This is a genomic window from Sphingosinicella xenopeptidilytica, assembly GCF_042676985.1.
Taxonomy (GTDB): Bacteria; Pseudomonadota; Alphaproteobacteria; order Sphingomonadales; family Sphingomonadaceae; genus Sphingosinicella; species Sphingosinicella xenopeptidilytica.
Window position 1 is genome coordinate 449644 of the sequence record NZ_JBHTIK010000002.1, and the last position, 21556, is coordinate 471199.

The 21556-nt window shown below is 65.8% G+C and carries 24 protein-coding genes; 12 read left to right on the top strand and 12 right to left on the bottom strand.

Annotated elements, in window-relative coordinates; genetic code table 11:
• Positions 1-93 precede the first annotated feature (93 nt).
• On the top strand, positions 94-711 hold the full coding sequence (locus ACFQ00_RS05080) for a TetR/AcrR family transcriptional regulator (RefSeq protein WP_374594312.1): 618 nt from the start codon (positions 94-96) through the stop codon (positions 709-711).
• Here the strand turns inward: ACFQ00_RS05080 and gor are convergent.
• Complete coding sequence (gene gor, locus ACFQ00_RS05085; RefSeq protein ID WP_381487126.1) at positions 708-2051, bottom strand: glutathione-disulfide reductase; 1344 nt, start codon at positions 2049-2051, stop codon at positions 708-710. The genes ACFQ00_RS05080 and gor overlap by 4 nt on opposite strands.
• A 92-nt stretch (positions 2052-2143) precedes the next feature.
• Between gor and ACFQ00_RS05090 the strand changes: the two genes are divergently transcribed.
• Positions 2144-2539, top strand: coding sequence for a response regulator (locus tag ACFQ00_RS05090; RefSeq protein ID WP_381487129.1), 396 nt, complete (start codon positions 2144-2146; stop codon positions 2537-2539).
• Here the strand turns inward: ACFQ00_RS05090 and ACFQ00_RS05095 are convergent.
• From ACFQ00_RS05095 to glmU, 4 genes are read right to left on the bottom strand one after another with little or no spacing between them, the layout of a single operon-like run.
• Positions 2536-2907, bottom strand: coding sequence for a tRNA-binding protein (locus tag ACFQ00_RS05095; protein WP_381487132.1), 372 nt, complete (start codon positions 2905-2907; stop codon positions 2536-2538). The two genes, ACFQ00_RS05090 and ACFQ00_RS05095, sit on opposite strands and share 4 nt — an antisense overlap.
• 9 nt (positions 2908-2916) lie before the next feature.
• A complete protein-coding gene (locus tag ACFQ00_RS05100; RefSeq protein WP_381487135.1) occupies positions 2917-3399 on the bottom strand; it encodes a GNAT family N-acetyltransferase in 483 nt (160 codons plus the stop codon).
• Positions 3396-5219, bottom strand: coding sequence for a glutamine--fructose-6-phosphate transaminase (isomerizing) (gene glmS, locus ACFQ00_RS05105; protein ID WP_381487138.1), 1824 nt, complete (start codon positions 5217-5219; stop codon positions 3396-3398). The genes ACFQ00_RS05100 and glmS overlap by 4 nt, the downstream gene beginning before the upstream one ends.
• Positions 5219-6574 carry a bifunctional UDP-N-acetylglucosamine diphosphorylase/glucosamine-1-phosphate N-acetyltransferase GlmU gene (gene glmU, locus ACFQ00_RS05110; RefSeq protein ID WP_381487141.1) on the bottom strand — a complete coding sequence of 452 codons (1356 nt, stop codon included), beginning with the start codon at positions 6572-6574 and terminating at the stop codon, positions 5219-5221. Before glmU ends, glmS begins: the two co-directional genes overlap by 1 nt.
• Before the next feature lie 98 nt (positions 6575-6672).
• Between glmU and gph the strand changes: the two genes are divergently transcribed.
• Positions 6673-7356 (top strand): phosphoglycolate phosphatase, encoded by a 684-nt coding sequence (gene gph, locus ACFQ00_RS05115; protein WP_381487144.1) that lies wholly within the window; start codon positions 6673-6675, stop codon positions 7354-7356.
• Here the strand turns inward: gph and ACFQ00_RS05120 are convergent.
• The 4 genes from ACFQ00_RS05120 to ACFQ00_RS05135 are packed head-to-tail and all read right to left on the bottom strand — an operon-like array spanning position 7325 to position 10057.
• The gene (locus tag ACFQ00_RS05120; protein WP_381487147.1) at positions 7325-8365 is read right to left on the bottom strand and encodes a nucleotidyltransferase domain-containing protein; all 1041 of its coding nucleotides are present in this window, start codon (positions 8363-8365) and stop codon (positions 7325-7327) included. The genes gph and ACFQ00_RS05120 overlap by 32 nt on opposite strands.
• Complete coding sequence (locus ACFQ00_RS05125; RefSeq protein ID WP_381487149.1) at positions 8362-9252, bottom strand: HprK-related kinase A; 891 nt, start codon at positions 9250-9252, stop codon at positions 8362-8364. The genes ACFQ00_RS05120 and ACFQ00_RS05125 overlap by 4 nt, the downstream gene beginning before the upstream one ends.
• The gene (locus ACFQ00_RS05130) at positions 9249-9491 is read right to left on the bottom strand and encodes an HPr-rel-A system PqqD family peptide chaperone (protein WP_381487153.1); all 243 of its coding nucleotides are present in this window, start codon (positions 9489-9491) and stop codon (positions 9249-9251) included. Before ACFQ00_RS05130 ends, ACFQ00_RS05125 begins: the two co-directional genes overlap by 4 nt.
• Before the next feature lie 50 nt (positions 9492-9541).
• Entirely contained in the window at positions 9542-10057 is a 516-nt protein-coding gene (locus tag ACFQ00_RS05135) for a hypothetical protein (RefSeq protein ID WP_381487155.1), read from the bottom strand.
• 133 nt (positions 10058-10190) lie between these two features.
• Between ACFQ00_RS05135 and ACFQ00_RS05140 the strand changes: the two genes are divergently transcribed.
• The 7 genes from ACFQ00_RS05140 (at position 10191) to ACFQ00_RS05170 (ending at position 17522) form a co-directional block, all read left to right on the top strand.
• Positions 10191-11447, top strand: a complete 1257-nt coding sequence (locus ACFQ00_RS05140; RefSeq protein WP_381487158.1) for a sensor histidine kinase — start codon at positions 10191-10193, stop codon at positions 11445-11447.
• 136 nt (positions 11448-11583) lie between these two features.
• Complete coding sequence (gene pstC / locus ACFQ00_RS05145) at positions 11584-12990, top strand: phosphate ABC transporter permease subunit PstC (RefSeq protein WP_381487160.1); 1407 nt, start codon at positions 11584-11586, stop codon at positions 12988-12990.
• Positions 12983-14281: a phosphate ABC transporter permease PstA gene (gene pstA, locus ACFQ00_RS05150; RefSeq protein ID WP_381487163.1), complete on the top strand. Its 1299-nt coding sequence runs from the start codon at positions 12983-12985 to the stop codon at positions 14279-14281. The genes pstC and pstA overlap by 8 nt, the downstream gene beginning before the upstream one ends.
• A gap of 5 nt (positions 14282-14286) precedes the next feature.
• Positions 14287-15087, top strand: a complete 801-nt coding sequence (gene pstB, locus ACFQ00_RS05155; RefSeq protein ID WP_374599307.1) for a phosphate ABC transporter ATP-binding protein PstB — start codon at positions 14287-14289, stop codon at positions 15085-15087.
• Positions 15088-15101: 14 nt separating this feature from the next.
• Complete coding sequence (phoU, locus tag ACFQ00_RS05160; protein WP_381487165.1) at positions 15102-15836, top strand: phosphate signaling complex protein PhoU; 735 nt, start codon at positions 15102-15104, stop codon at positions 15834-15836.
• A gap of 4 nt (positions 15837-15840) precedes the next feature.
• Positions 15841-16548, top strand: coding sequence for a phosphate regulon transcriptional regulator PhoB (gene phoB, locus ACFQ00_RS05165; protein ID WP_121051814.1), 708 nt, complete (start codon positions 15841-15843; stop codon positions 16546-16548).
• Between the two features lie 65 nt (positions 16549-16613).
• Positions 16614-17522, top strand: a complete 909-nt coding sequence (locus ACFQ00_RS05170; RefSeq protein ID WP_381487170.1) for an SDR family NAD(P)-dependent oxidoreductase — start codon at positions 16614-16616, stop codon at positions 17520-17522.
• On the opposite strand, the gene ACFQ00_RS05175 is transcribed toward ACFQ00_RS05170, so the two are convergent.
• Positions 17519-17860, bottom strand: a complete 342-nt coding sequence (locus tag ACFQ00_RS05175; protein ID WP_381487173.1) for a DUF2794 domain-containing protein — start codon at positions 17858-17860, stop codon at positions 17519-17521. The two genes, ACFQ00_RS05170 and ACFQ00_RS05175, sit on opposite strands and share 4 nt — an antisense overlap.
• Complete coding sequence (gene epsC, locus ACFQ00_RS05180; protein WP_381487176.1) at positions 17857-18558, bottom strand: serine O-acetyltransferase EpsC; 702 nt, start codon at positions 18556-18558, stop codon at positions 17857-17859. Before epsC ends, ACFQ00_RS05175 begins: the two co-directional genes overlap by 4 nt.
• Before the next feature lie 179 nt (positions 18559-18737).
• Between epsC and ACFQ00_RS05185 the strand changes: the two genes are divergently transcribed.
• Both ACFQ00_RS05185 and ACFQ00_RS05190 read left to right on the top strand, forming a co-directional pair.
• Entirely contained in the window at positions 18738-19493 is a 756-nt protein-coding gene (locus ACFQ00_RS05185; protein ID WP_381487179.1) for a sulfite exporter TauE/SafE family protein, read from the top strand.
• 135 nt (positions 19494-19628) lie between these two features.
• Positions 19629-20531 (top strand): hydrogen peroxide-inducible genes activator, encoded by a 903-nt coding sequence (locus ACFQ00_RS05190; RefSeq protein WP_374594275.1) that lies wholly within the window; start codon positions 19629-19631, stop codon positions 20529-20531.
• Here the strand turns inward: ACFQ00_RS05190 and ACFQ00_RS05195 are convergent.
• Positions 20501-21532: a 2-dehydropantoate 2-reductase gene (locus ACFQ00_RS05195; protein WP_381487183.1), complete on the bottom strand. Its 1032-nt coding sequence runs from the start codon at positions 21530-21532 to the stop codon at positions 20501-20503. The genes ACFQ00_RS05190 and ACFQ00_RS05195 overlap by 31 nt on opposite strands.
• Between the last annotated feature and the right edge of the window lie 24 nt (positions 21533-21556).

A 21556-nucleotide genomic window follows, 5' to 3' on the forward strand; every position in this document is an offset into this window, starting at 1 on the left:
GCAAAAGATGAGGCTAAGACAATGAATGCACTTGATATTAATCATTGATGCGTACATTGTTCACATGTTCCGGGGGGACGAGGGAAAACTCCGATGCTGAAACAGTCGCCGGTTTTTGAACGCAAGGCACCAAGCAGCTACCATCACGGCAACCTTCAGGAGGCGCTGCTGAACGCCGGTCTGGAGCTTCTGGAACGGCGCGGTTGTGCCGAGCTTGCGCTGCGCGAAGTCGCGCGCGAGGTGGGTGTGAGCCCCGCGGCCGTCTACCGTCACTATACCTCGAAAGAGGCACTGCTCACTGCGATGGCTATTGAGGGTTTCAAGCGCCTCACCGCCGTGCAGATCGAGCCGGTCTCAAACGCTGTGGTGACGCCGGTGCGCTTCGCCGACATGGGACGCGCCTATGTCCGCTTCGCGGTCCGCAATCCCGCGCTGTTCCGCCTGATGTTCAGCGACCAGATCGATTCCAGCCGCGATGCCGCGCTGATGTTCGCGATCGAGCCGCTCACCGCCAACATCGAGGATGCCGTCGCCCGCCTCGCGGGCCCGCGCTTCTCGTCCGCGATGCGGCGCAAGGCGGCGCTGCGCGCCTGGTCGCTGGTGCACGGCCTGTCCATGCTGCTCATCGACGGCCAGCTGCGCATCGCGCACAGCGAGGTCGACCGCATGATCGAGGCCGTCGTCGACCCCAATCACGCGCTCGCCATCTAACGCATCAAGACGAGTTCTTCCGCCATCGTCGGGTGAACGGCCACGGTTTCATCAAGCTGCGCCTTGGTGAGCCCGGCCTTCACGGCAATCGCGAGCGGCTGCATGATCTCGGCCGCCTCCGGCCCAATGATGTGCGCGCCGAGGATACGGCCGGAAGCGTCGTCGACGACAAGCTTGTAAAGCGACCGCTCCGTGCGGCCCGCCAGCACGTTCTTCATCGGCCGGAAGTCCGAGGCATAGACGCGCACCGAACCATAGGCATTGCGCGCCTGCGATTCTGTGAGGCCCACCGCGGCGATCGGCGGATGGCTGAACACGGCGGACGGGATGCAGCTATGGTCGACCCGCCACGGCTTGCCGCCGAACACGGTGTCGGCAAACGCGTGTCCCTCGCGGATCGCGACCGGGGTCAACTGCACACGGTCGGTCACGTCGCCGACGGCGTAGATGTTCTCGACAGTGGTGCGGCTGTCCGCATCGACCTTGATTGCGCCGTTTTCGGCAAGTTGAACGCCGATCGCCTCAAGGCCCAGCCCGGCGCTGTTTGGCGGCCGGCCGACCGCATAGATAAGGAGGTCCGTCTCGATCGGCGCGTCCTTCCCGGCGTGGACGAGGAGGCTGCCATCCGCCTGCTTCTCCACCTTGCGGAACGGCGCGTTGAAGCGGAAGTCGATGCCCTTCGCGGTGCTGATCGCCTGCAAGCGCTCAGCAAGCTGCTGGTCGTATTCGCGTAGCAGCCGGTCACCGCGCAGCAGCAGCGTCACCTTCACGCCGAATGCATTGAAGATACCTGCGAATTCGTTGGCGATATAACCGCCGCCGGCGATCACCACGCGCTTCGGCAGCGCCTCCAGGTGGAACACCTCGTTCGAGGTGATGCCGTACTCGGCGCCTTCGCAGTCAGGGAAGCCCGGCCGCGCACCTGTTGCGATCAGGATCTTGTCGGCGGTGACGGTCTTGTCGCCGATCCGCACCGTGTGCGCGTCCTCCAGCACGGCGCGGCCGTGGAGGATCGTCACCTTCTGGCTCTCGAGCGTCGAGATATAGGCCTTGTTGAGCCGGTCGACCTCCGAAAGCACGTTGTCGCGCAGCGTCGCCCAGTCGAAACGCTTCGCTTCCACCGTCCAGCCAAAGTTGCGCGCATCTTCAAGGTCTTCGGCAAAATGCGCGCCGTAGACGAGCAGCTTCTTCGGCACGCAGCCGCGAATCACACACGTGCCGCCGACGCGGTACTCCTCTGCGATGGCCACGCGCGCGCCGTAGCCCGCGGAAATCCGCGCCGCGCGCACCCCGCCGGAACCGGCGCCGATGACGAAGAGGTCATAGTCGTATGCGTTCATATTTGCGGTCCGGCCCTTTGTGGCGGTAGATTACGGCTGTGTAGCGATTGGCGGACACATCCGGCAACGTCTACGGGGGAAGGTAGGGTGAGATGACAACGGTCGCAACGGCGCCCCAGGACATACCTGCCCGGCGCAAGATTCTGCTTGTAGAGGATTCGCCCCTCGTCGCCATGTCGCTCGAAACGCTGTTCGAGGACATGGACTGGGAGATGCAGGGCCCGGCCACCCGGCTTGAGGAGGCGCTCGCGCTTGCCGAGACGACGGACGCCCATATCGCGCTCCTTGATGTGAACCTCGATGGCGAGATGAGCTGGGCCGTCGCGGATGTGCTCAAGACGCGCGGCGTGCCGTTCGTGTTCGCAACGGGTTACGATGGTGCGTCGATGTTGCCGGAAGCGCACTGCGACGCGCGGCTTGTGAGCAAGCCGTTCCAGATCGCGGCGCTGGAACAGTTGTTGCGGGATATCGTCGGCGACGACGCCTAAAACAGCCGCCCGCCATTCGGCACGTTTTGCGCCGGTGTGAGCAGGACGACCTCGCCGGTATCGTCCGGGAAGCCGAGTGTCAGCACTTCCGACACGAACTTGCCGATCTGGCGGGGCGGGAAGTTGACGACAGCAGCGACCTGCCGGCCGATAAGGCCTTCGGGCGTGTAATGCGCAGTGATCTGCGCCGATGATCGCTTGCGGCCGATCACGGGACCGAAGTCGATCAGCAGCTTGATTGAAGGCTTGCGCGCTTCGGGGTAAGGCGCGGCCTCTACGATGGTGCCGACGCGGATATCGACTGCGAGAAACTGCTCGAAGTCGATGGCATCGGCGGCGGGTGCAGTGGGATCGTGGTTCAGGTGCATGGCGAAAACTCAGAGAAAGCGGTGCATGACGAAAGCGTCGACCTCGCCCTCCGACGGGTGATCGAAGGCACGGGGCAGGCGTCCGACGATGGAAAAGCCCATGCGCTCCCAAAGTGCAACCGCACGCACGTTCGTGCTGACGACGAAGTTGAACTGCATGGCGCGGAAGCCGGCCTGCCGCGCGGCTTCCAGTGAATGTTCGCACATGCGCGCCGCGAGCCCCCGGCCTGTGGCGCCTGGGGCGGTCATGTAGCCGCAGTTCGCGACGTGCGCGCCGCCGCCCTGCTGGTTCGCGCGCAGGTAGTAGGTGCCGAGCACTTCGCCTTCATCCTCGTAGACGAAGACGTGGTGCACGGGCGAGAACCAGTAGGTGAGCGCCTGATCCCGGCTCCAGTCGCGCGGAACGACATAGGTCTCACCGGCGGCGAATATGGGTCCGATGATGGACCAGATGGCGTCGTGATCGTCGCTCCGCGCCGGGCGTATGCTCACTCGACCGTAACGGATTTGGCGAGGTTGCGCGGCTGGTCGACGTCCGTGCCTTTCGCCACGGCGACGTGGTAGGCGAGCAGCTGCACCGGCACCGCGTAAACGAGCGGCTGGATCAGCGGGTGGCAGTCCGGCATCTCGATCGTCGCGACCGCGCCGTCGCCGGCCTTGGCGATGCCCACCGCGTCCGAGATCAGCACGATGCGGCCACCGCGCGCGGCGACTTCCTGCATGTTGCTGACGGTCTTTTCGAAAAGCGGCCCCGAAGGCGCGATGACGATGACGGGAACGCTGTCGTCGATGAGCGCGATCGGGCCATGCTTCATCTCGCCCGCGGCATAGCCTTCGGCGTGGATGTAGCTGATTTCCTTCAGCTTCAGCGCGCCTTCGAGCGCCATCGGATAGTCCGGGCCGCGGCCGAGATAGAGCACATCGCGGGCAACCGCGACGAGCGGCGCCATCTTCTCGATCTCCTCGTCATGCGCGAGCGCGGCGTTGAGCGCGGCGGGAGCTTCGGCGAGGTGCTGGACGATGCCGCGTTCCTCCTCGGCGGTCATCTTGCCCTTGGCACGCGCGAGGTTCGCAGCAAACGCTGCGAGCACGGCAAGCTGGCAGGTGAACGCCTTCGTCGAGGCGACGCCGATCTCCGGGCCGGCATTGGTCGGGAGCAGCAGGTCGGCCTCGCGTGCCATCGAGCTGGTCGGCACGTTGACGACGACGGCAATTTTCTGCCCCTCGGCGCGGCAGTGGCGGAGCGCGGCGAGCGTGTCCGCCGTTTCGCCCGACTGGCTGATGAAGAGCGCGAGCCCGCCCGGCTCCAGCACCGGCTCGCGGTAGCGGAACTCGGAGGCGACATCGATGTCCACCGGCACGCGCGCGAACTTCTCGAACCAGTATTTGGCAACGAGGCCCGCGTAATAGCTGGTGCCGCAGGCGACGATGGTGACGCGTTTCACTTCGGCGAGATCGAATTCTGGGATGGGCAGCGCCACCTTGCCGTCGAGCGGCTTCAGATAAGCCTGCAGCGTTTGCGCCACGACCACCGGCTGCTCGAAGATCTCCTTCTGCATGAAGTGGCGGTGGTTGCCCTTGTCGATCATCGCGCCGGAGACGCCCGACAGTGTCACCTCGCGCGCCACGGGCTTGTTGTCGCGGTCGAAGATCTCGATCTTCTCGCGGCTGAGCACGGCCCAGTCGCCTTCTTCGAGGTAAGCGATCTTCTGCGTCATCGGCGCGAGCGCCAGTGCATCCGAGCCGAGATAGTTCTCGCCCTCGCCGAGCCCGACAACGAGCGGCGCGCCGAGGCGGGCGCCGACGAGCAGGTTGTCGTGGCCCTTGAACATCATGGCGAGCGCAAACGCGCCGTGGAGGCGCGGCAGCACGGCCTTCACCGCCTCGATCGGGGCCTTGCCGTGCTCAAGCTCGCGCGCGACGAGGTGGGCGACGACCTCCGTATCGGTCTGGCTCGCGAAGGTCCGGCCTTCGGCCGAAAGCTCGTCGCGCAATTCCTTGAAATTCTCGATGATGCCATTGTGAACGAGCGTCACGTCGCCGACGATGTGCGGATGCGCATTGTCCTCTGTGGGGGCGCCGTGCGTCGCCCAGCGTGTGTGCGCGATGCCGATGTGGCCGGGCAGGGGGTCGAGCGCGAGCTTCTTCGCGAGGTTGTCGAGCTTGCCCTCGGCGCGACGGCGATCGAAGTGCCCGTCGACGATCGTGCAGACGCCCGCCGAATCGTAGCCGCGATATTCGAGCCGGCGGAGGCCCGCCACGAGTTGGTCGGTGACGTCGCCTTTACCGAGGATGCCGATGATGCCGCACATTACTTCGCCGCTTTCTTCTTGGCCGTCATTGCCTCGCGGAATCGCGCGGCCCAGCCGGGTTTGCTGTCCTCAACACCGCGCGCCACTGCGAGCGCGTCGGCCTCCACGTCCTTCGTCATCACCGAGCCCGCACCGACGATGGCGCCGTCCCCGATCTTCACCGGGGCGACGAGCGCGCTGTTGGAGCCGATGAATGCGCCCGCGCCGATCTCCGTCTTGTACTTGAAGAAGCCGTCATAGTTGCAGGTGATCGTGCCTGCGCCGATGTTGGCCTTTGTGCCGACAGTCGCGTCGCCGATGTAGGAGAGGTGGTTCGCCTTCGCACCCTCGGCGAAAACGGCCTTCTTCGTTTCCACGAAGTTCCCGATCTTGACGCCTTTCGCGAGGTCCGTACCGGGCCGAAGGCGTGCGTAAGGGCCGATTTCCGCCTTTTCGCCGACCTTCGCGCCTTCGATGTGCGAGAAAGCATGGATGCGCGTGCCCGCGCCCACGGAAACTCCGGGGCCGAACACCACGCTGGGCGCGATGCTCACGTCCGCGGCGATCTCGGTGTCGAAGGCGAAGAACACGCTGCCGGGATCGGTGAGCGTGACGCCTTCCTTCATGAAATAGGCGCGCCGCTCGTTCTGAAAGCGCGCCTCGGCGACCGCGAGCTCGGCGCGGCTGTTGATGCCCATCACCTCGGCCTCGGCGGTTTCGACGACACGCGAGGCGCGCCCGTCGGTCTTTGCCAGCATGATGATGTCGGGAAGATAGTATTCGCCCGCCGCATTGTCGTTGCCGACGCGTTCGAGGAGCGGCCAGAGATCGGAGGATCGCACGGCGAGCAGGCCGGAATTGCAAAGGTTGATGCCGCGCTCGGCAGGCGAGGCGTCCTTGAACTCGACCATCTTGCGGATGAGGCCGTCGTCTGCGTCGATGCGGCCATAGGCGCCGGGATCGGCGGCGCGGAAGCCGAGAACGACTGCGGCGGGCGCGTCCGCGCTGTTCAGCTTCGCCAGCATCATGCGCATCGTGGCACTCTCGATGAAGGGGACGTCGCCGTAGAGAACAAGGATGTCGCCATCGAAATCGGCCAGCGCGGCCTTCGCCTGCAGCACGGCATGGGCGGTGCCGAGCTGCGGCTCCTGTGTCACGACGACGGCGCCGGTGCCCGCAACGGCGGTTTCCACCTGCTCGCGCCGCGCGCCCACGACGACGACGGTGCGCTCGGGCGTGATCTCGTCCACGCTCGCCATCAGATGCAGCAGCATCGGCCGCCCGCCGATGGGGTGCAGCACCTTGTGCGTTTCGGATTTCATCCGCGTGCCCATTCCGGCGGCGAGGATGATGGCGGCGACAGGCCGGCGGCTCATGAAACTCTCACAGACTCAATCGATTCCCTAGGGCGATTCCTCGCGCCGCTGTGCCATATCGGGATTGCCATTTCCATAACGCCGGGCAAAAGGCTTGCATGAATCCGACAGCACCCTCCATCGTTTTCGACCTCGACGGCACGCTCGTCGATACGGCCCCCGACCTTGCGGCGGCGATGAACCACGTTCTGGCGCATTTCGGGCGGGCACCCGTGGACCCCGAAGCCGTACGCCACATGGTGGGCCACGGTGCGCGCCGAACGCTCGAGCGCGGCCTCGCGCTGACCGGCGGCGGCGACGAGGCGATGCTTGATGCAGGCGTGCCGGTATTCCTGGAGTTTTACGGCGCGAACGTATGCGTAGGCTCCCGCCCATGGGAGGGGGTCGAAGCGTCGCTGGCCGCCCTCGCGGATGCGGGCGCCCGCCTCGCGATCTGCACAAACAAGCCCGAACGGCTGGCCGTCGACCTCATCCACGCGCTCGGCTGGGGCGATCTTTTCGATGCGATCCTCGGCGGCGACAGTCTGCCGGTCAGGAAACCGGACCCCGCGCATGTGCTCGAAACGCTGGCACGGATGGGCGGCGATCCGGCGCGCGCCGCGTTCGTGGGAGATTCGCGGCCCGACGTGGAAGCGTCGCGCGCGGCGGGCGTTCCCGTGGTGCTCACCAGCTTCGGTTACAGCGACGTGCCGCCGGACACGCTCGGCGCCGACGCGATGATCGACCATTTCGATGCGCTGGTGCCGACACTCAGACGGGTTGCGCCTGCGCTTTTCGCCTGAGCGCCTTGCGCGCGAGGTGCTGCGCCAGCATCAGCGGCGGCATCCGCAGCCAGTGCCCCCGGATGTAGAGCAGCCGGTCGCTGAGCTTCGCACCCTGATGCCCGAAGCGGTCGCGCCCGTGGAGCTTGCGGAGCGCGAGCCTGTCGACGATGTCCATGCGGCCGGCCAGCGTTTCCGGTACGTCCGTTCCGTAGAGCCGCCGGGCAAGCCGCAGCGCGCGTGACAGCGGGGTGCGAAGCTGGTGCTGCTCGGCCGCAGCAGCGAGCCCGTCCCAAAAACCTTCGATGCGCGCGAAATCGCTCGCGAGGCAGTGAATGTCCCAGAGGTTGCGTGTGCCGCCCTCGAACTCGCCATCGTAGGCGACGTGTGCGGCGCTGTGCAGCAGCATCTCCGCCGGACCGAGCACGAACAGGCCGTCCGCTACCGCCACGCGGCTTTCAATGAGCGCGCCCGCATCCGGCCTCAGCCGCGCGGTGAGCGGCAGGATCGTGTGATGCACGTCGATCACGCCGCCGCGCTCCTTGTGCACCATCGGCGGCAGCTCGTGCATCCATGTGCGGTAATAATGGTCGTCGTAGGCGTTTTCCTTCGCCTGAATCCAGCCATGTGCCAACAATGCAGCCTCGACGGCGGGGAGCGCGGCACGCGGCACGAGGATGTCGAGATCGCCGATGCGTCGCCCTTCGGCGGCCGCAAGCCCGGCATGGAGGTAGGCGGAGCCCTTCATCAGGATGACAGGGCAACCGACGTTTTTGAGCGCCAGCGCGGCGCGGTTGATTTCCCAGCCGGCGGCGAGATGATCGCCGCGCGTGAGGTCTTGTTCCTCGGCAAGACACGTCCGCGCGCCTTCCGGCAGTGCGTCCCACAGCGGCGCGGCGCGCGCCGCGACCGTACCCAGCAGCCGCTCGGCGCGGCCGACGCGGATGAGGGCGTTCCAGTCGTCGGCGGAGAGTCCCCGCATCGATTCGGGCGCCGCGAGCGCGCGGTGCAGAATCGCGGGCGGCGTCATGCCGTCACCTTGCGCCACAGCGTTTCGAACAGTTCGAGCGCGTCATCGCTCGATCCGTATATGATATCGAACGCGGGGGCGTGCGCGAGGCAGCGCCACACCGCCTCGAACCCGGCCTCGCCCATCAGTGCCTGATTGGTCGAGGAGGCGGCGAGGCGCACATAGGTTTCGGTCCGCGTCATCGGTCGCCACGCGGGCGCGGCGTTCTCGCGGAAATGCGGGGCGACGACGAGTGCGATCTCGGCGGGCGTCTGCATCGCGTCGATCGCGGCGGCAGGCGGCAGCAGGTGCCGGATCGTGCCCTTCACCGTGCCTTCGAGCACTGGTCCGAAACGATCCGCGGGTGCGCGCGCTTCCATCGCGTCGATTGAGGCGTTCTTGAGCGAGATGGGGCGGGGGAAAGGGTGCAGCAGCGGCGCGTGGAGATCGAGCAGTGCGAACTCGTCGCCAAGATGGCGCCAGCCCTCGCGGTAAGCGAGCAGCGCCGACAGCGTACTCTTGCCCGCGCCCGAATCGCCGATCAGCAGCGCCGCCTTGCCGCCTTCAGCGGATGAGGCCGCATGAACCACGACATGCCGGCGGTAGCCGACCGCCATTTGCAGGTTCATGCCCATTTCAAGGCCGAGCATCCCAAGGTCCACGGGCAGCGGCAGCGTGTCGAAGAGTTCGAAATCGCATTCGAGGCGGAGGTTCGGTTTGATCCACCGCCGCAAGGGGCTCGAAGGCACGGCGTTCACGGCATAGTCGTAGATGCCGTCGTTGGTGGCCGCCGGGTAGTCGCGGTAAAGCGCATTCACCTCGTCGATCACGCGCCGGAAGGGCGAGCGCAGATGGAAGGACGCCGGGCCGATCCGCAGCGTTCGGGACGGCCAGTGATCAGCAATCATGTGATGCGGTCGATAATGTCCATCGCGGCCATCTCGTCGAGCCGCGCGCCGACGACGCGCGCGATATCGTCGCCTTCGCCGTCCAGATCATGATGCTGTGCAAGCGCGCCGCAAACCTCCCCGATATCGAGCGTTTGCTCGTGTAGCAGGTCGAGGATGGCGACGACAGCGGGGGAGACGACGTGCGTCATCCCCGAAGGCCGATGATAGACGAGCGTCAGGTCGTCGACCGGGCGCACGACATAAGCGTCCCGCGCCGCGGCGCGGTAACGCGGGTCGGTGCTGCCGGTCAGAGCTTGTGAACGAGCGAGGTGAGGCAGGTGAACCCGCTCTGACCCGGCTTCAGGTTCTTGATGTACTTGAGGTGGGCGTCGAACTGCTTCGTCGAGTAGATGCCGTCAGGAAGGCGTCCGGACTCCTGATAGTCGATCAGTTCCTGACCGTAGTAGTAGCCCTTCGGCGGGGGAGCGTAGCACTTGCCCTTGTCTTTGTCCTTGCTGCTCGTGCTGCTGCCGCCATAGGCGACCATGCCTTCGTCGTCGGCCGAGGACATGTCGTAGCCGTAGGCGTCGTAGCTCTTACCGTCCTTGTCGCAGACCTTGTCGATCGGGATCTGGCACATGGCGAGCGATGTCGTGGCACCGCCGCCACCACCACCGCCGCCACCGTGATGGCCGCCGGTCGCCCATGCGGGACGCAGCGTGACGACCGCCGGTGCTGCCACCGCGCCAAGCCGCAGGAGGGCGCGCCGCGAGGCCTTGCCGGCTGCCAGCTCCATCTCGTCGCTTTTGCGTTCGTCTGTCATATGCCTGTCCCGAAATCCCTCGAATACACACTATACGCCGTCTTGCCCTCATGGGAAGCAAGGACCATACCATTGCTGCGTTTCTAATGGGTTGCGAAGTAAACGGCGACCGGAAAAGCGAAAGTTGTAAAACGTGCCGACATCTGCGGGCGATGCCCTGGACGCTGACGGCGCCGGCCGGAACCGGTGGATCGCGGTCGCTTCGGCGGTCGTGCTCGCGGCGGCGGCGGGCTATGCGTTTGCGTGGCACGAGGTGCTCGGGGCGGTCGTCCTCGCGCTGCTTGCGGCCGCCGCCGGGGCGTTCGCAGCGCGCGCCTCGCGAACGCTTCCCCGGCCTGCCGAGGAGAGCGCTGCGAGCCCCGACAATGCGCAGCCCTCGATCACGCTCGATTCGCTTGAGAACGCCGCCGTGCTTGTCGATCGCGACTTCGGCATTCTCTCCATGAATGCCGAGGCGGTGGACGCCTTCGGCGCCCATGCGCTTGGCGAGGATATCCGCATTGCCATCCGGCATCCCGCCGTAATCGAGACGGTGACGACGGCAATGCGGCAAAACCGTGATTCGATCCGCGAGATCGAGGGGATCGGGCGGCATTCCACGGTGTTTCGCCTGCGCGCAGGGCCTGCGGGGGACGCGCGCTTGTTGCTGTCTTTCGCCGACGTGTCGCCCGCACGGCTCGCCGAGCGGATGCGTGCCGACTTCGTGGCGAACGCCAGTCACGAACTCAGGACGCCGCTTGCGACGCTTGTCGGCTTCATCGAGACCCTGCAGGGCCCGGCCGCGAACGATCCGGCGGCGCGTGCACGCTTTCTCGACGTGATGGCGAACGAAGCCGCGCGCATGACGCGGCTCGTCGACGACCTGATGTCGCTGTCGCGCATCGAGCTCGACAAGAACATCCGCCCGCGCGAGATCATCGACCTTGCGCCGCTGTTCGAAAACGTCGCGACGACCTCCGCCGTGTCGCTGGAGGCGGACAAGCGCCAGCTCGTGATGACCATCGAGCCCGAGCTGCCGCAGGTGATCGCGGACAAGGACCAGGTGCTTCAGGTGCTTCACAACCTGATGACCAACGCAATCAAATATGGCCGCGCCGGCACGCCGATCACCGTCACTGCCGAGCGGGCGAAGGCCTTGCAGGGCGAAGTCGTGCGCATCGCCATCGCCGATGTCGGCGACGGCATCGCCGCCGAGCATATCCCGCGCCTTACCGAACGCTTCTATCGCGTCGACACGGGTCGTTCGCGCCGCCTCGGCGGCACCGGGCTCGGGCTGGCGATCGCCAAACACATTGTCGAAAGGCATCGCGGAACGCTGGAAATCACCAGCGAACAGGGGGTCGGCACTACCGTCAGCTTCACTTTGCCTGCGTCGGTGTCACAAATCTGAAAAGATGACACCACACAAGCGCGCGGAACGAGCAACCGGGCGAATCAATCCGCCGCACCGTCGCGGCAGTGAGCGTATCAACGGGAAAGGATGAAGGCGTGCGTGCCGAAAGGTCGGCAATGCGCGCCGTTCGATCATGTCAGCAGCTGCCCTGATCCTTGCCCTGCTTGGTCTGGCCGTCGCGGCGTATCTCGCTGCTCGCGCCCGTGCCGCCGCGTTCGCTGGACGTACGTTCGCGAACGCCGCGGACCGGATATCTTCCATTCATTCGCGCCCAGCCTATCACGGCTGGTACGTCGCGCTCTGGGCGTTGGTGCCGGCGCTCATCCTCGTCCTGGCGTGGTCGGTTGTTGGCGAAAGTATCGTTGCGGATCGTACGATCGCTTCGCTTCCGGCCGAAAGCCAGCCGCAGACGACGCTCGACCGGCAGGCCTTCCTCACCGAGGTGCGCGGCGTCGTCTCGGGCCAGCTCGCGGGCGCGTTCAATCCCGCAGCCGATGCGGCGGTGCCGATCTACCGCTCGATCAAGACACAGTGGTCGCTGGTGATTGCGGGGCTCGCCGCGCTGCTCGCTGTCTCCGGTGGCGGCTTCGGGTGGCTGCGCGTGCGTCCGCACTTCCGCGCCCGGCCTCGGGTCGAGCGCTTCATCATGATCGTGCTGATCCTCTCGTCGCTGGTGGCGATCCTCACCACGTTCGGGATCGTGCTCTCGCTCATCTACGAGAGCGTCGAGTTCTTCCGCCGCGTCTCGCCGATCGAGTTCCTGTTCGGCACGAACTGGAGCCCGCAGACGGCGATCCGCGCTGATCAAGTCGGCTCGTCGGGCGCGTTCGGTGCGGTGCCGCTGTTCTGGGGCACGATCTTCATCGGCGCGATCATCGCGATGATCGTCGCGATCCCGCTCGGGCTCATGTCGGCGATCTACCTGACGCAGTATGCAAAGCCGAAGGCGCGCAAGATCATGAAGCCGATGCTGGAGGTGCTCGCGGGCGTACCCACGGTCGTCTACGGCTATTTCGCGGCGCTCACCGTGGCGCCCGCAGTGCGCGAGTTCGCGCTCTCGATCGGCATTTCGAACGCTAGCTCTGAAAGCGCGCTCGCGGCTGGTGTCGTCATGGGCATCATGATCATCCCGTTCGTGTCGTCGATGGCGGACGATTCGATCACCGCGGTACCCGCCGCGATGCGCGACGGCAGCCTCGCGATGGGTGCCACCACCTCGGAGACGATCAAGCGTGTGCTTATACCGGCGGCGCTTCCCGGTATCGTCGGCGGCGTGCTGCTCGCCGTCAGCCGCGCGATCGGCGAAACGATGATCGTGGTGATGGCCGCCGGTCTTGCCGCCAATCTCACGGCGAACCCGTTCCAGTCGGTGACGACCGTCACTGCGCAGATCGTGCAACTTCTTACCGGCGACCAGGAATTCGATTCGGCGAAGACGCTCTCCGCCTTCGCGCTCGGCCTCGTGCTGTTCGCGGTGACCTTGTGCCTCAACATCTACGCGCTCGCGGTCGTGAAGCGCTACCGGGAAGCTTATGAATAGCCCGCGCGTACAGACCGACTGGGCCTCGCCTGTCATGCAGGAGCGCGTGCGCAGCCGCTATGCGAAGGAACGCCGCTTCCGCTTCATGGGATTCGCCGCGCTGGCGCTGGCGGGCGCCTTCCTGCTGTTTCTCCTCGGCACGATCTTCGCCAACGGTTACACGGGCTTCCTGCGTACCGAGGTTAAGCTCGCGGTCGAATATGATCCGTTCACGCTCGGCATCGACAGCAGTGCGCTTGCAGGACCGGGCGCCGAGAACGCGCTCAACACGGCGAATTTCCAGGGTGTGATGACCGCAGCGGCGAACGCGCGCGCGCAGACCCTCGGTATCGCCGCGAAGGATCTCGTCAGCGACGGTGCATGGCTCGCGCTCCGCGAGGCCGTGCGTGCCGATCCCGGCCTCATCGGCAAGCGGGTCGACGTATGGGTGCCGACCTCGGGCGATTTCGATCTGCTCGGCAAGGGCCTCATCGACCGCGCCGTGCCCGAAGCGAATCGGCCGGTGTCGGACACGGAGGTCGCGGCGTTCGACACGCTCAAGTCCGATGGCGCCGTGCGCACCACGCTCAACACGACCTTCCTGACGATGGCGGATTCTACAAGCCCCGAGCTTGCCGGCATCTGGGGCGCGGCGAAGGGCTCGCTACTCACGCTCATCGTCACGCTGCTCCTCTGCTTTCCGATCGGCGTCATGACGGCGATCTATCTTGAAGAGTACGCGCCGAAGAACCGCATCACCGACATGATCGAGGTCAGCATCAACAACCTCGCCGCGGTCCCTTCGATTATCTTCGGCTTGCTCGGCCTTGCCGTGTTCCTCAATTTCTTCGGGATGCCGCGCTCGGCGCCTATAGTCGGCGGATTGACGCTCGCGCTGATGACGCTGCCGGTGATCGTCATCGCCGGGCGCATCGCCATCAAGTCGGTGCCGCCGTCGATCCGCGACGCTGCGCTCGGCGTCGGCGCCTCGCAGATTCAGGTGGTCTTCCACCATGTGCTGCCGCTGGCGCTGCCCGGCATCCTCACCGGCACGATCATCGGCATGGCGCGCGCGCTCGGCGAGACGGCGCCGCTGCTGATGATCGGTATGCGCGCCTTCGTCACCGATGTGCCGGGCGGCCTCACGACCCCCGCGACGGTCCTTCCGGTGCAGATCTTCCTGTGGTCGGACGAGGTGGCGCGCGGTTTCGTCGAGAAGACCTCGGCGGCGATCATGGTGCTCCTCGTTTTCCTGATGCTGATGAACGGCCTCGCGATATACCTCCGCAACAAGTTCGAGAAACGCTGGTGAACGATATGATGGCGACCATGACGGCGAGTGCGGAGGCGACTGTGTCGTCGCAGCCGAAAATGACGGCGCGCGACGTCAAGGTCTTCTACGGCGAGAAGCAGGCGCTGAACGGCGTGTCGATCGACGTACACACCGATCTCGTCACGGCCTTCATCGGTCCGTCGGGCTGCGGTAAGTCCACCTTCTTGCGCTGCCTGAACCGCATGAACGACACCATCGACGCGGCCCGCATCGAAGGCCGCATCGAGCTCGAAGGGCACGACATCTACGCGCCCGACATGGACGTGGTGCAGCTCCGCGCCCGTGTCGGCATGGTGTTCCAGAAGCCGAACCCGTTCCCGAAATCGATCTACGAGAACGTTGCCTACGGGCCCCGTATCCACGGACTCGCCTCCAGCAAGGCGGAACTCGATGCCATCGTCGAACAGAGCCTCGTGCGCGCCAGCCTCTGGAACGAGGTGAAGGACCGCCTGCAGGACAGCGGCACGGCGCTTTCGGGCGGCCAGCAGCAGCGCCTGTGCATCGCGCGCGCCATCGCCGTGGATCCCGAGGTAATCCTGATGGACGAGCCGTGCTCGGCGCTCGATCCCATCGCCACTGCGAAGATCGAGGAGCTGATTGACGATCTGCGCGGCCGCTACGCGATCGTGATCGTCACGCACAACATGCAGCAGGCGGCGCGCGTCAGCCAGCGTACGGCTTTTTTCCACCTCGGCACGCTCGTCGAATATGGAGATACGGCGGAAATCTTCACCAATCCGCGCGAGCAGCGTACCAAGGATTATATTACCGGCCGCTTCGGCTAGAAGGCAGGAACGCCATGAACACCACGCCCACCGCGCACACGGTCAAATCCTTCGACGACGATCTGCGCCAGTTGCGCCTGCTCATCGGCGAGATGGGCGGCCTTGCGAAGGATCAGGTTGATCGCTCGGTTGCCGCCATAGTCGCGCGTGATGCGGAGGCCGCGCAGGCGGTCGTCCAGTCCGATTCGCGCATCGACAGGATCGAGGCGGAGGTCGAGCAGCTTGCCATCGCCACGATCGCGCGCCGCGCCCCGCTTGCGGACGATCTTCGCGAAGTGATCGCTGCGCTCAAGATTTCCGCGGTGATCGAGCGTATTGGCGACTACGCCAAGAACAATGCCAAGCGCGTGAATTCGATCGCGCAGGATTCGCCGATCCGCCCGATGGTGATCGTGCCCGAAATGGCGCGTATCGTTTCGCAGATGGTGGACGATGCGCTCGATGCCTATGCGCGCCGCGATCCCGAACTCGCGCGCGACGTGTGGAAGCGCGACAATTCGGTCGATGAATATTACAACAGCCTGTTCCGGGCGCTGCTCACCTTCATGATGGAAAATCCCCATCACATCACGCCCTCCACGCACATGCTGTTCATTGCCAAGAACCTCGAGCGGATCGGCGACCACGCCACCAATATCGCCGAGGTCGTCTATTATTCCGCCACGGGCGAGCATCTGACCGATCGGCAGAAGGCCGACGAGACCGTTTATACGGTCAGCGAGGACGTCGAAGGCGAACAGGAGCGGTAGCGACATGAAGCCCAAGATTCTGGTGGTCGAGGACGACGCGAACCTTGTCGAGCTGATCCGGTACAATCTGGAGCAGGAAGATTTCGCGGTCGTCAGCACCGAAGACGGCGAGGAAGCACTGGTGCTGGCGGATGAGGAAAAGCCCGATCTCGTCCTTCTCGACTGGATGATCGTGAACCTTTCGGGCATCGAGGTCTGCCGACGTATGCGCCGCGAGCCCGCGACCGCGAACCTGCCGATCATCATGCTGACGGCGCGCACTGAGGAAGCGGACCGCATCCGCGGCCTCGAAATCGGCGCCGACGATTACATCACGAAGCCGTTCAGCCCGCGCGAGCTCGTCGCGCGCATCCGCGCCGTGCTGCGCCGCCTGCGCCCGGCGCTTGCCGGGGGCAACCTCGAATATGCGGGCATCTTCATGGATACGACCGCGCACAAGGTGACGCGCGACGGCCAGCCCGTGGCGCTCGGGCCCACGGAGTTTCGCCTGCTGCGCCACTTCCTGGAGCATCCGGGCCGTGTCTTCTCGCGCGAGCAGCTTCTGGATTCCGTCTGGGGCCGCGACGTGTACGTGGAGCAGCGCACGGTCGACGTGCATATCCGCCGGCTCCGGAAGGCGATCAATCTCGATGGCCTGCCCGATGTGATCCGCACGGTGCGCTCGGCGGGCTATTCGCTCGATACGGATGGCCGCCGGGAAGCTGTCGCATAAGACGGGTTTTCGCGAGCGTGGTGCTTCGCTAGGCAATCCCCGATTTCGTCTTCGGGGAGCAGGGCATGACCATCGATTTCAAGGACCGCGTTGCCATCGTTACCGGCGCTGGCGGCGGTCTCGGCCGTGAATATGCGCTGGAGCTGGCCGCGCGCGGCGCGAAGGTCGTCGTGAATGATTTCGGTGGCGCGCGCGACGGCAGCGGCGGATCGGCGAGTGCGGCGGAAGTCGTGGTCGCGGAGATCGAGGCGAAGGGCGGCACGGCGGTCGCGAACCCTGCGAGCGTCACCGATTTCGGCGCAGTCGAGGCGATGGTCGCCGATACGCTCTCGCGTTGGGGCCGCGTCGACATCCTCATTAACAACGCGGGCGTGCTGCGCGACAAGAGCTTCGCGAAGATGACGCTCGATGATTTCCGCTTCGTGCTCGATGTGCACCTGATGGGTTCGGTGAACTGCACCAAGGCGGTGTGGGATGCGATGCGCGACGCCGGCTACGGCCGCATCCTGATGACCTCGTCGTCGACCGGCCTCTACGGCAATTTCGGACAGGCAAACTACGGCGCGGCGAAGCTCGGCCTCGTCGGCCTGATGAAGACGCTCGCGCTTGAGGGCGCCAAGTCGAACATCCACGTCAATTCGATCTTCCCGGTCGCGGGCACGCGCATGACCGAGGACATCATGCCCGAAGAGATGCTGCGGCTGCTCGCGCCGAAAAACGTGGTTCCTGCGGCGCTCTACCTCGTCAGCAACGCAGCGCCGACGAGCACGATCCTCGGCGCCGGGGCAGGGGGCTTCCACGCCGCGCACGTTACGCTGACGCACGGCATCATGGTGCCCGAAGCCGATCGCACGGTGGAAACCGTCGCGGCACGGATCGCCGAGATCACCGACTGCACCGGCGAAACCGTGCCGACGAACGGCGCCGAACAGGGCGGTCTCGTCATGTCGCGGCTGGGCGAGCTGAAGGGCTAGACTTCGACCAGCTTCAGCAGCTTGCGCTCCAGCGGGGCGAGCAGCGGCGGCAGTTCGTGGCCGCGGCGCAGTACGACGCCCGCTTCGCCAATCAGCAGGTACTGCCCCTGCCGCGTGCGCAGCTCGGGCCTTTTCACCACACGGATCTCCGGGCGCTCCGAGGCGCGGCGGAAGGCCGAGAACACCGCTTCCTCGCGCGTCATGTCCACGGCGTAGTCGCGCCACAGGCCCGCGGCCACCATGCGGCCGTAAAGGCTCATGATGTGGTTCAGCTCTTGGCGGTCGAAGAGGACCTGAGTGGGGCCACGCCCCGCGAAAAGGGGCGTGACGTTGTTCATGCCTTCCGGGCGGAGGCCCCCGGCTTGGCAGCGGGCTTGAGGTCGGCGGGCGTGAGCTCCGCCAGCCGCTTGCGCAGCGTTTCCACCTCGCAGCGCAGGATTTCGAGCTGCTGGGTCTGCGGATCGAACTTTTCGCTGCACGGCGTGCCATAGGGCACGAAGTCTTGCGTTTCCGGCTTCACCTCGACAAGCGTGGAGCGTGCCGGGATGCCGACCATCGTCGCACCCTCCGCCACGTCCTTGGTGACGACCGCGTTCGCGCCGATGCGCGCGCCCGCACCCACCGTGATCGGGCCGAGGATCGCCGCGCCGAGGCTGATGATGACGCCGTCGCCGATCGTAGGATGGCGTTTGCCGCCGATGCCGTTGGTGGGGTTCGTGCCACCGAGCGTCGATCCCTGGTACATGGTCACGTCGTCGCCGATCTCCGCGGTTTCGCCGATCACCACGAAGCCGTGATCGATGAACAGCCGCTCGCCGATCTTCGCGCCGGGGTGAATGTCGATGGCGGTCAGCGCGCGCGAAAGATGGTTCACGAAGCGCGCGAGGAAGAACATCTCGCCGCGATAGAGCCAGTGCGCCACGCGGTGCAGGCCGAGCGCGAGGGCGCCCGGATACAGCAGGATTTCCCAGCGCGAGCGCGGCGAGGGGTCGCGCGCCTTCACCGAATCGAGGTAGGCGATAAGTGTATCGAACATAGTGGCGAGCGCTTCCCCGGGACCTTCCTGATCGGCGGAATCTAGGCGCTTCGAGGCCAAATTACCAGCCCCGCCACAAGGGCGGGCTTGCCGGTGCGAAAGAAAAAGTCGTTTGCCCCGAAGCCTCTGTGTGCCATCTGCCGCGTGCGGGCCGCCATACACTGAGGATCATATCTTTCATGCCAACGGACGTTCTTGCGGACCTTTTGCCTTATATCGCGGTAGGTTTCGCGGCCCAGCTCGTCGACGGCGCTCTCGGCATGGCGTTCGGTGTCATTTCCTCCACCCTGCTCGTCAGCCTCGGCGTTCCGCCTGCGGCAGCGTCGGCGGGCGTCCATACGGTGGAGACGTTCACGACCGCGGTTTCGGGCATCAGCCACGCGATCCATCGCAATGTCGACTGGAAGCTGTTTGCGCGCCTTGTCGTTCCCGGTGTGATCGGCGGTGTCCTTGGCGCTTACCTTCTCACGCAGGTTCCTGCCGAAGCTGCGCGCCCGATCGTGCTCGCCTATCTCTCGTGCATCGGCATCCTGCTGATCTGGCGGAGCTGGCGCTATCCGCCGAAGATCAAGAATCCGCGTATCGTCGAGCCGCTCGGCCTTGCAGGCGGCTTTCTCGATGCCGCGGGCGGCGGGGGCTGGGGCCCGGTCGTCACCTCGAACCTGTTGATCCAGGGCGCCTCGCCGCGCAAGACGATCGGCACGGTCAACACCGCCGAGTTCTTCCTGACCCTCACGGTTTCGGCCACGTTCCTTCTCACGCTCGGCGTCGAGTTCTTTACGAAGGCAATGCTCGGGCTGCTTATCGGTGGTGTGATCGCTGCGCCGTTCGGCGCATGGCTGGCGAAAAGGATCGCTCCTCGCCCGCTGCTCATGATCGTGGGCGTGGTGCTGACGCTCACCAGCGGCTTTGGTATCTGGCGCGCCTTCTTCTAGTCTCCCAAAACGGATGCGGCCCGCCGGGAGGGGGGATGATCCGGCGGGCCGCGGGGGCTTCAGTGACTTGTGTATATCCGCCTGGCGTATTATGGAGCCAATGGATAATTCTGGTCAGACTGATCGAAAACGCCGATGACATTTCTGCCCACGCTCAAGCAGCTTCAATACCTCGCGGCGCTTCATGAGCACCAGCACTTCGGCCGCGCCGCCGATGCCTGCTTCGTCACCCAGTCGACGCTCTCTTCGGGAATCCGCGAGCTCGAGACCCTGCTAGACGCCGCGCTCGTCGAGCGCACGCGGCGCGTCGTGCGATTCACGCCGCTCGGCGAGAAGATCGCGCGCAAGGCGATCCTCGTGCTGCGCGAGGCCGAAGACCTCGCCGCGCTGGCGCAGGCAGAGGCGCGGCCGCTGACGGGCGAAATCCGCATGGGCGTGATCCCCACGATCGCGCCGTTCTTCCTGCCGAAGGCGCTGCCGCGCCTGCGCGCCTCCTGGCCCGATCTCAAGCTCTACCTGCGCGAGGAGACGAGCGCCTCGGTGTGCGATGCGCTCGGGCGGGGGCAGATCGACTGCGTGCTGCTCGCGCTGCCGTTTCCGTGCGGCGACGTGGCCAGCGTGAAGCTGTTCCGCGACTATTTCCACATCGCCGCGCACAAGGACGATATCCACGGCGCGGGCAAGGTGATCCACCCGGAAGACATCGATACCGACCGGCTGCTGCTGCTGGAGGACGGGCACTGCCTCAAGGAGCACGCGCTCGCCGCCTGCGGACGTCCCGAATACCGCGCGGAAACGTCGGTCGTCGGCACCTCGCTGCACACGCTCATCCAGATGGTCGACAATCGTCTCGGCACCACGCTGGTGCCGGACATGGCGCTGAAGGCGGGCATCCTCAATGGCACTGATGTCGAGACGCGGCCCATCGACGGCGAGAAGCCGTTCCGCGAGATCGCGCTCGTCTGGCGCAAATCGAGCCCGCGCGAGGAGGAGTTCCGCCTGCTCGCTCAGGCCCTCGTCGACGCCGCGAGCGTCTGACGCAGCATTTTGCCGGGGATCGGCGGCGCCCCTGCTTCCGCCGCGCGCACCAGTTCGACGAGCTTCGTGTTCACGGGCGCTTTGCGCCCCAGCCTTGCGGCCAGCCGCACGACGGCACCGTTCAGGTGATCGACCTCGGTGCGCCGCCCGCGCGCAAGGTCGTCCGCCATCGATGAGCGTGCATGCCGGTCCACTGTAGTCTTCTGCCGCGCGGTGATGCGTCGGTAGAGAAAATTCGGCAGCGACAGCAGGAACGGCATCCGCTCGATCGGGAGCGGCAGCACGCTCGCCGGGCGAATGCCTGCCGCCTTCACGAGCCCGAGCCCTTCCCGCATCGAAAGCGCCCACGCGCGCCGGTAGTCGCGGTCGGCGAACTCCTGCGCCAGCGTCTTGCCCGAAAGCGCGTTGATCGCGTTGTTGAGGTTCACGAGCAGCTTGCCCCACAGCACGCCCTCCATGTCGGCGCTTCGCACGGGCGGGAGGCCGCCTGCGGCAAGCACGTCCGCGAACCTTGCAAGCGCCGGGTCGGCATCGATCTGCACGGGGCTGCCCGTCGCCTGATGGAAATGGGCGGGGCCGCGCGCGGCGACGTTGAACGGCACCATGCCCGCAAAGGCGCGCGCCTCCGGGAGTGCAGCAGCGATGGCGGCAACGTTGTCCGCGCCGTTCTGCAGCGACAGCACCGGTGTTCCCGCCGCGAGGTACGGCGCGAGCGCTGCGGCCGCCTCCGCCGTCGCGTCGCTCTTCACCGTCACCAGCACCACGTCCGCGCCCGCTGCGGCCGCCGGGTTCTCCGTCAGCACAACGTCGGAGGCCGGAACGAGTGTATCGCGCCCGCTCGCGTCGGAAATGCGCAGGCCCTCCGCGCGGATCGCGTCCATGTAGGTCGGGCGGCCGATCAGCGTCACCCGCGCGCCGCCCGCCGCCAGCGCCCCGCCGATGTAACAGCCGATGAGTCCGGCGCCCATCACCGCAACGGTAAGCCTATCTTTGTCGTGCATTGTCCCCACCCTTCATGCGGTTAT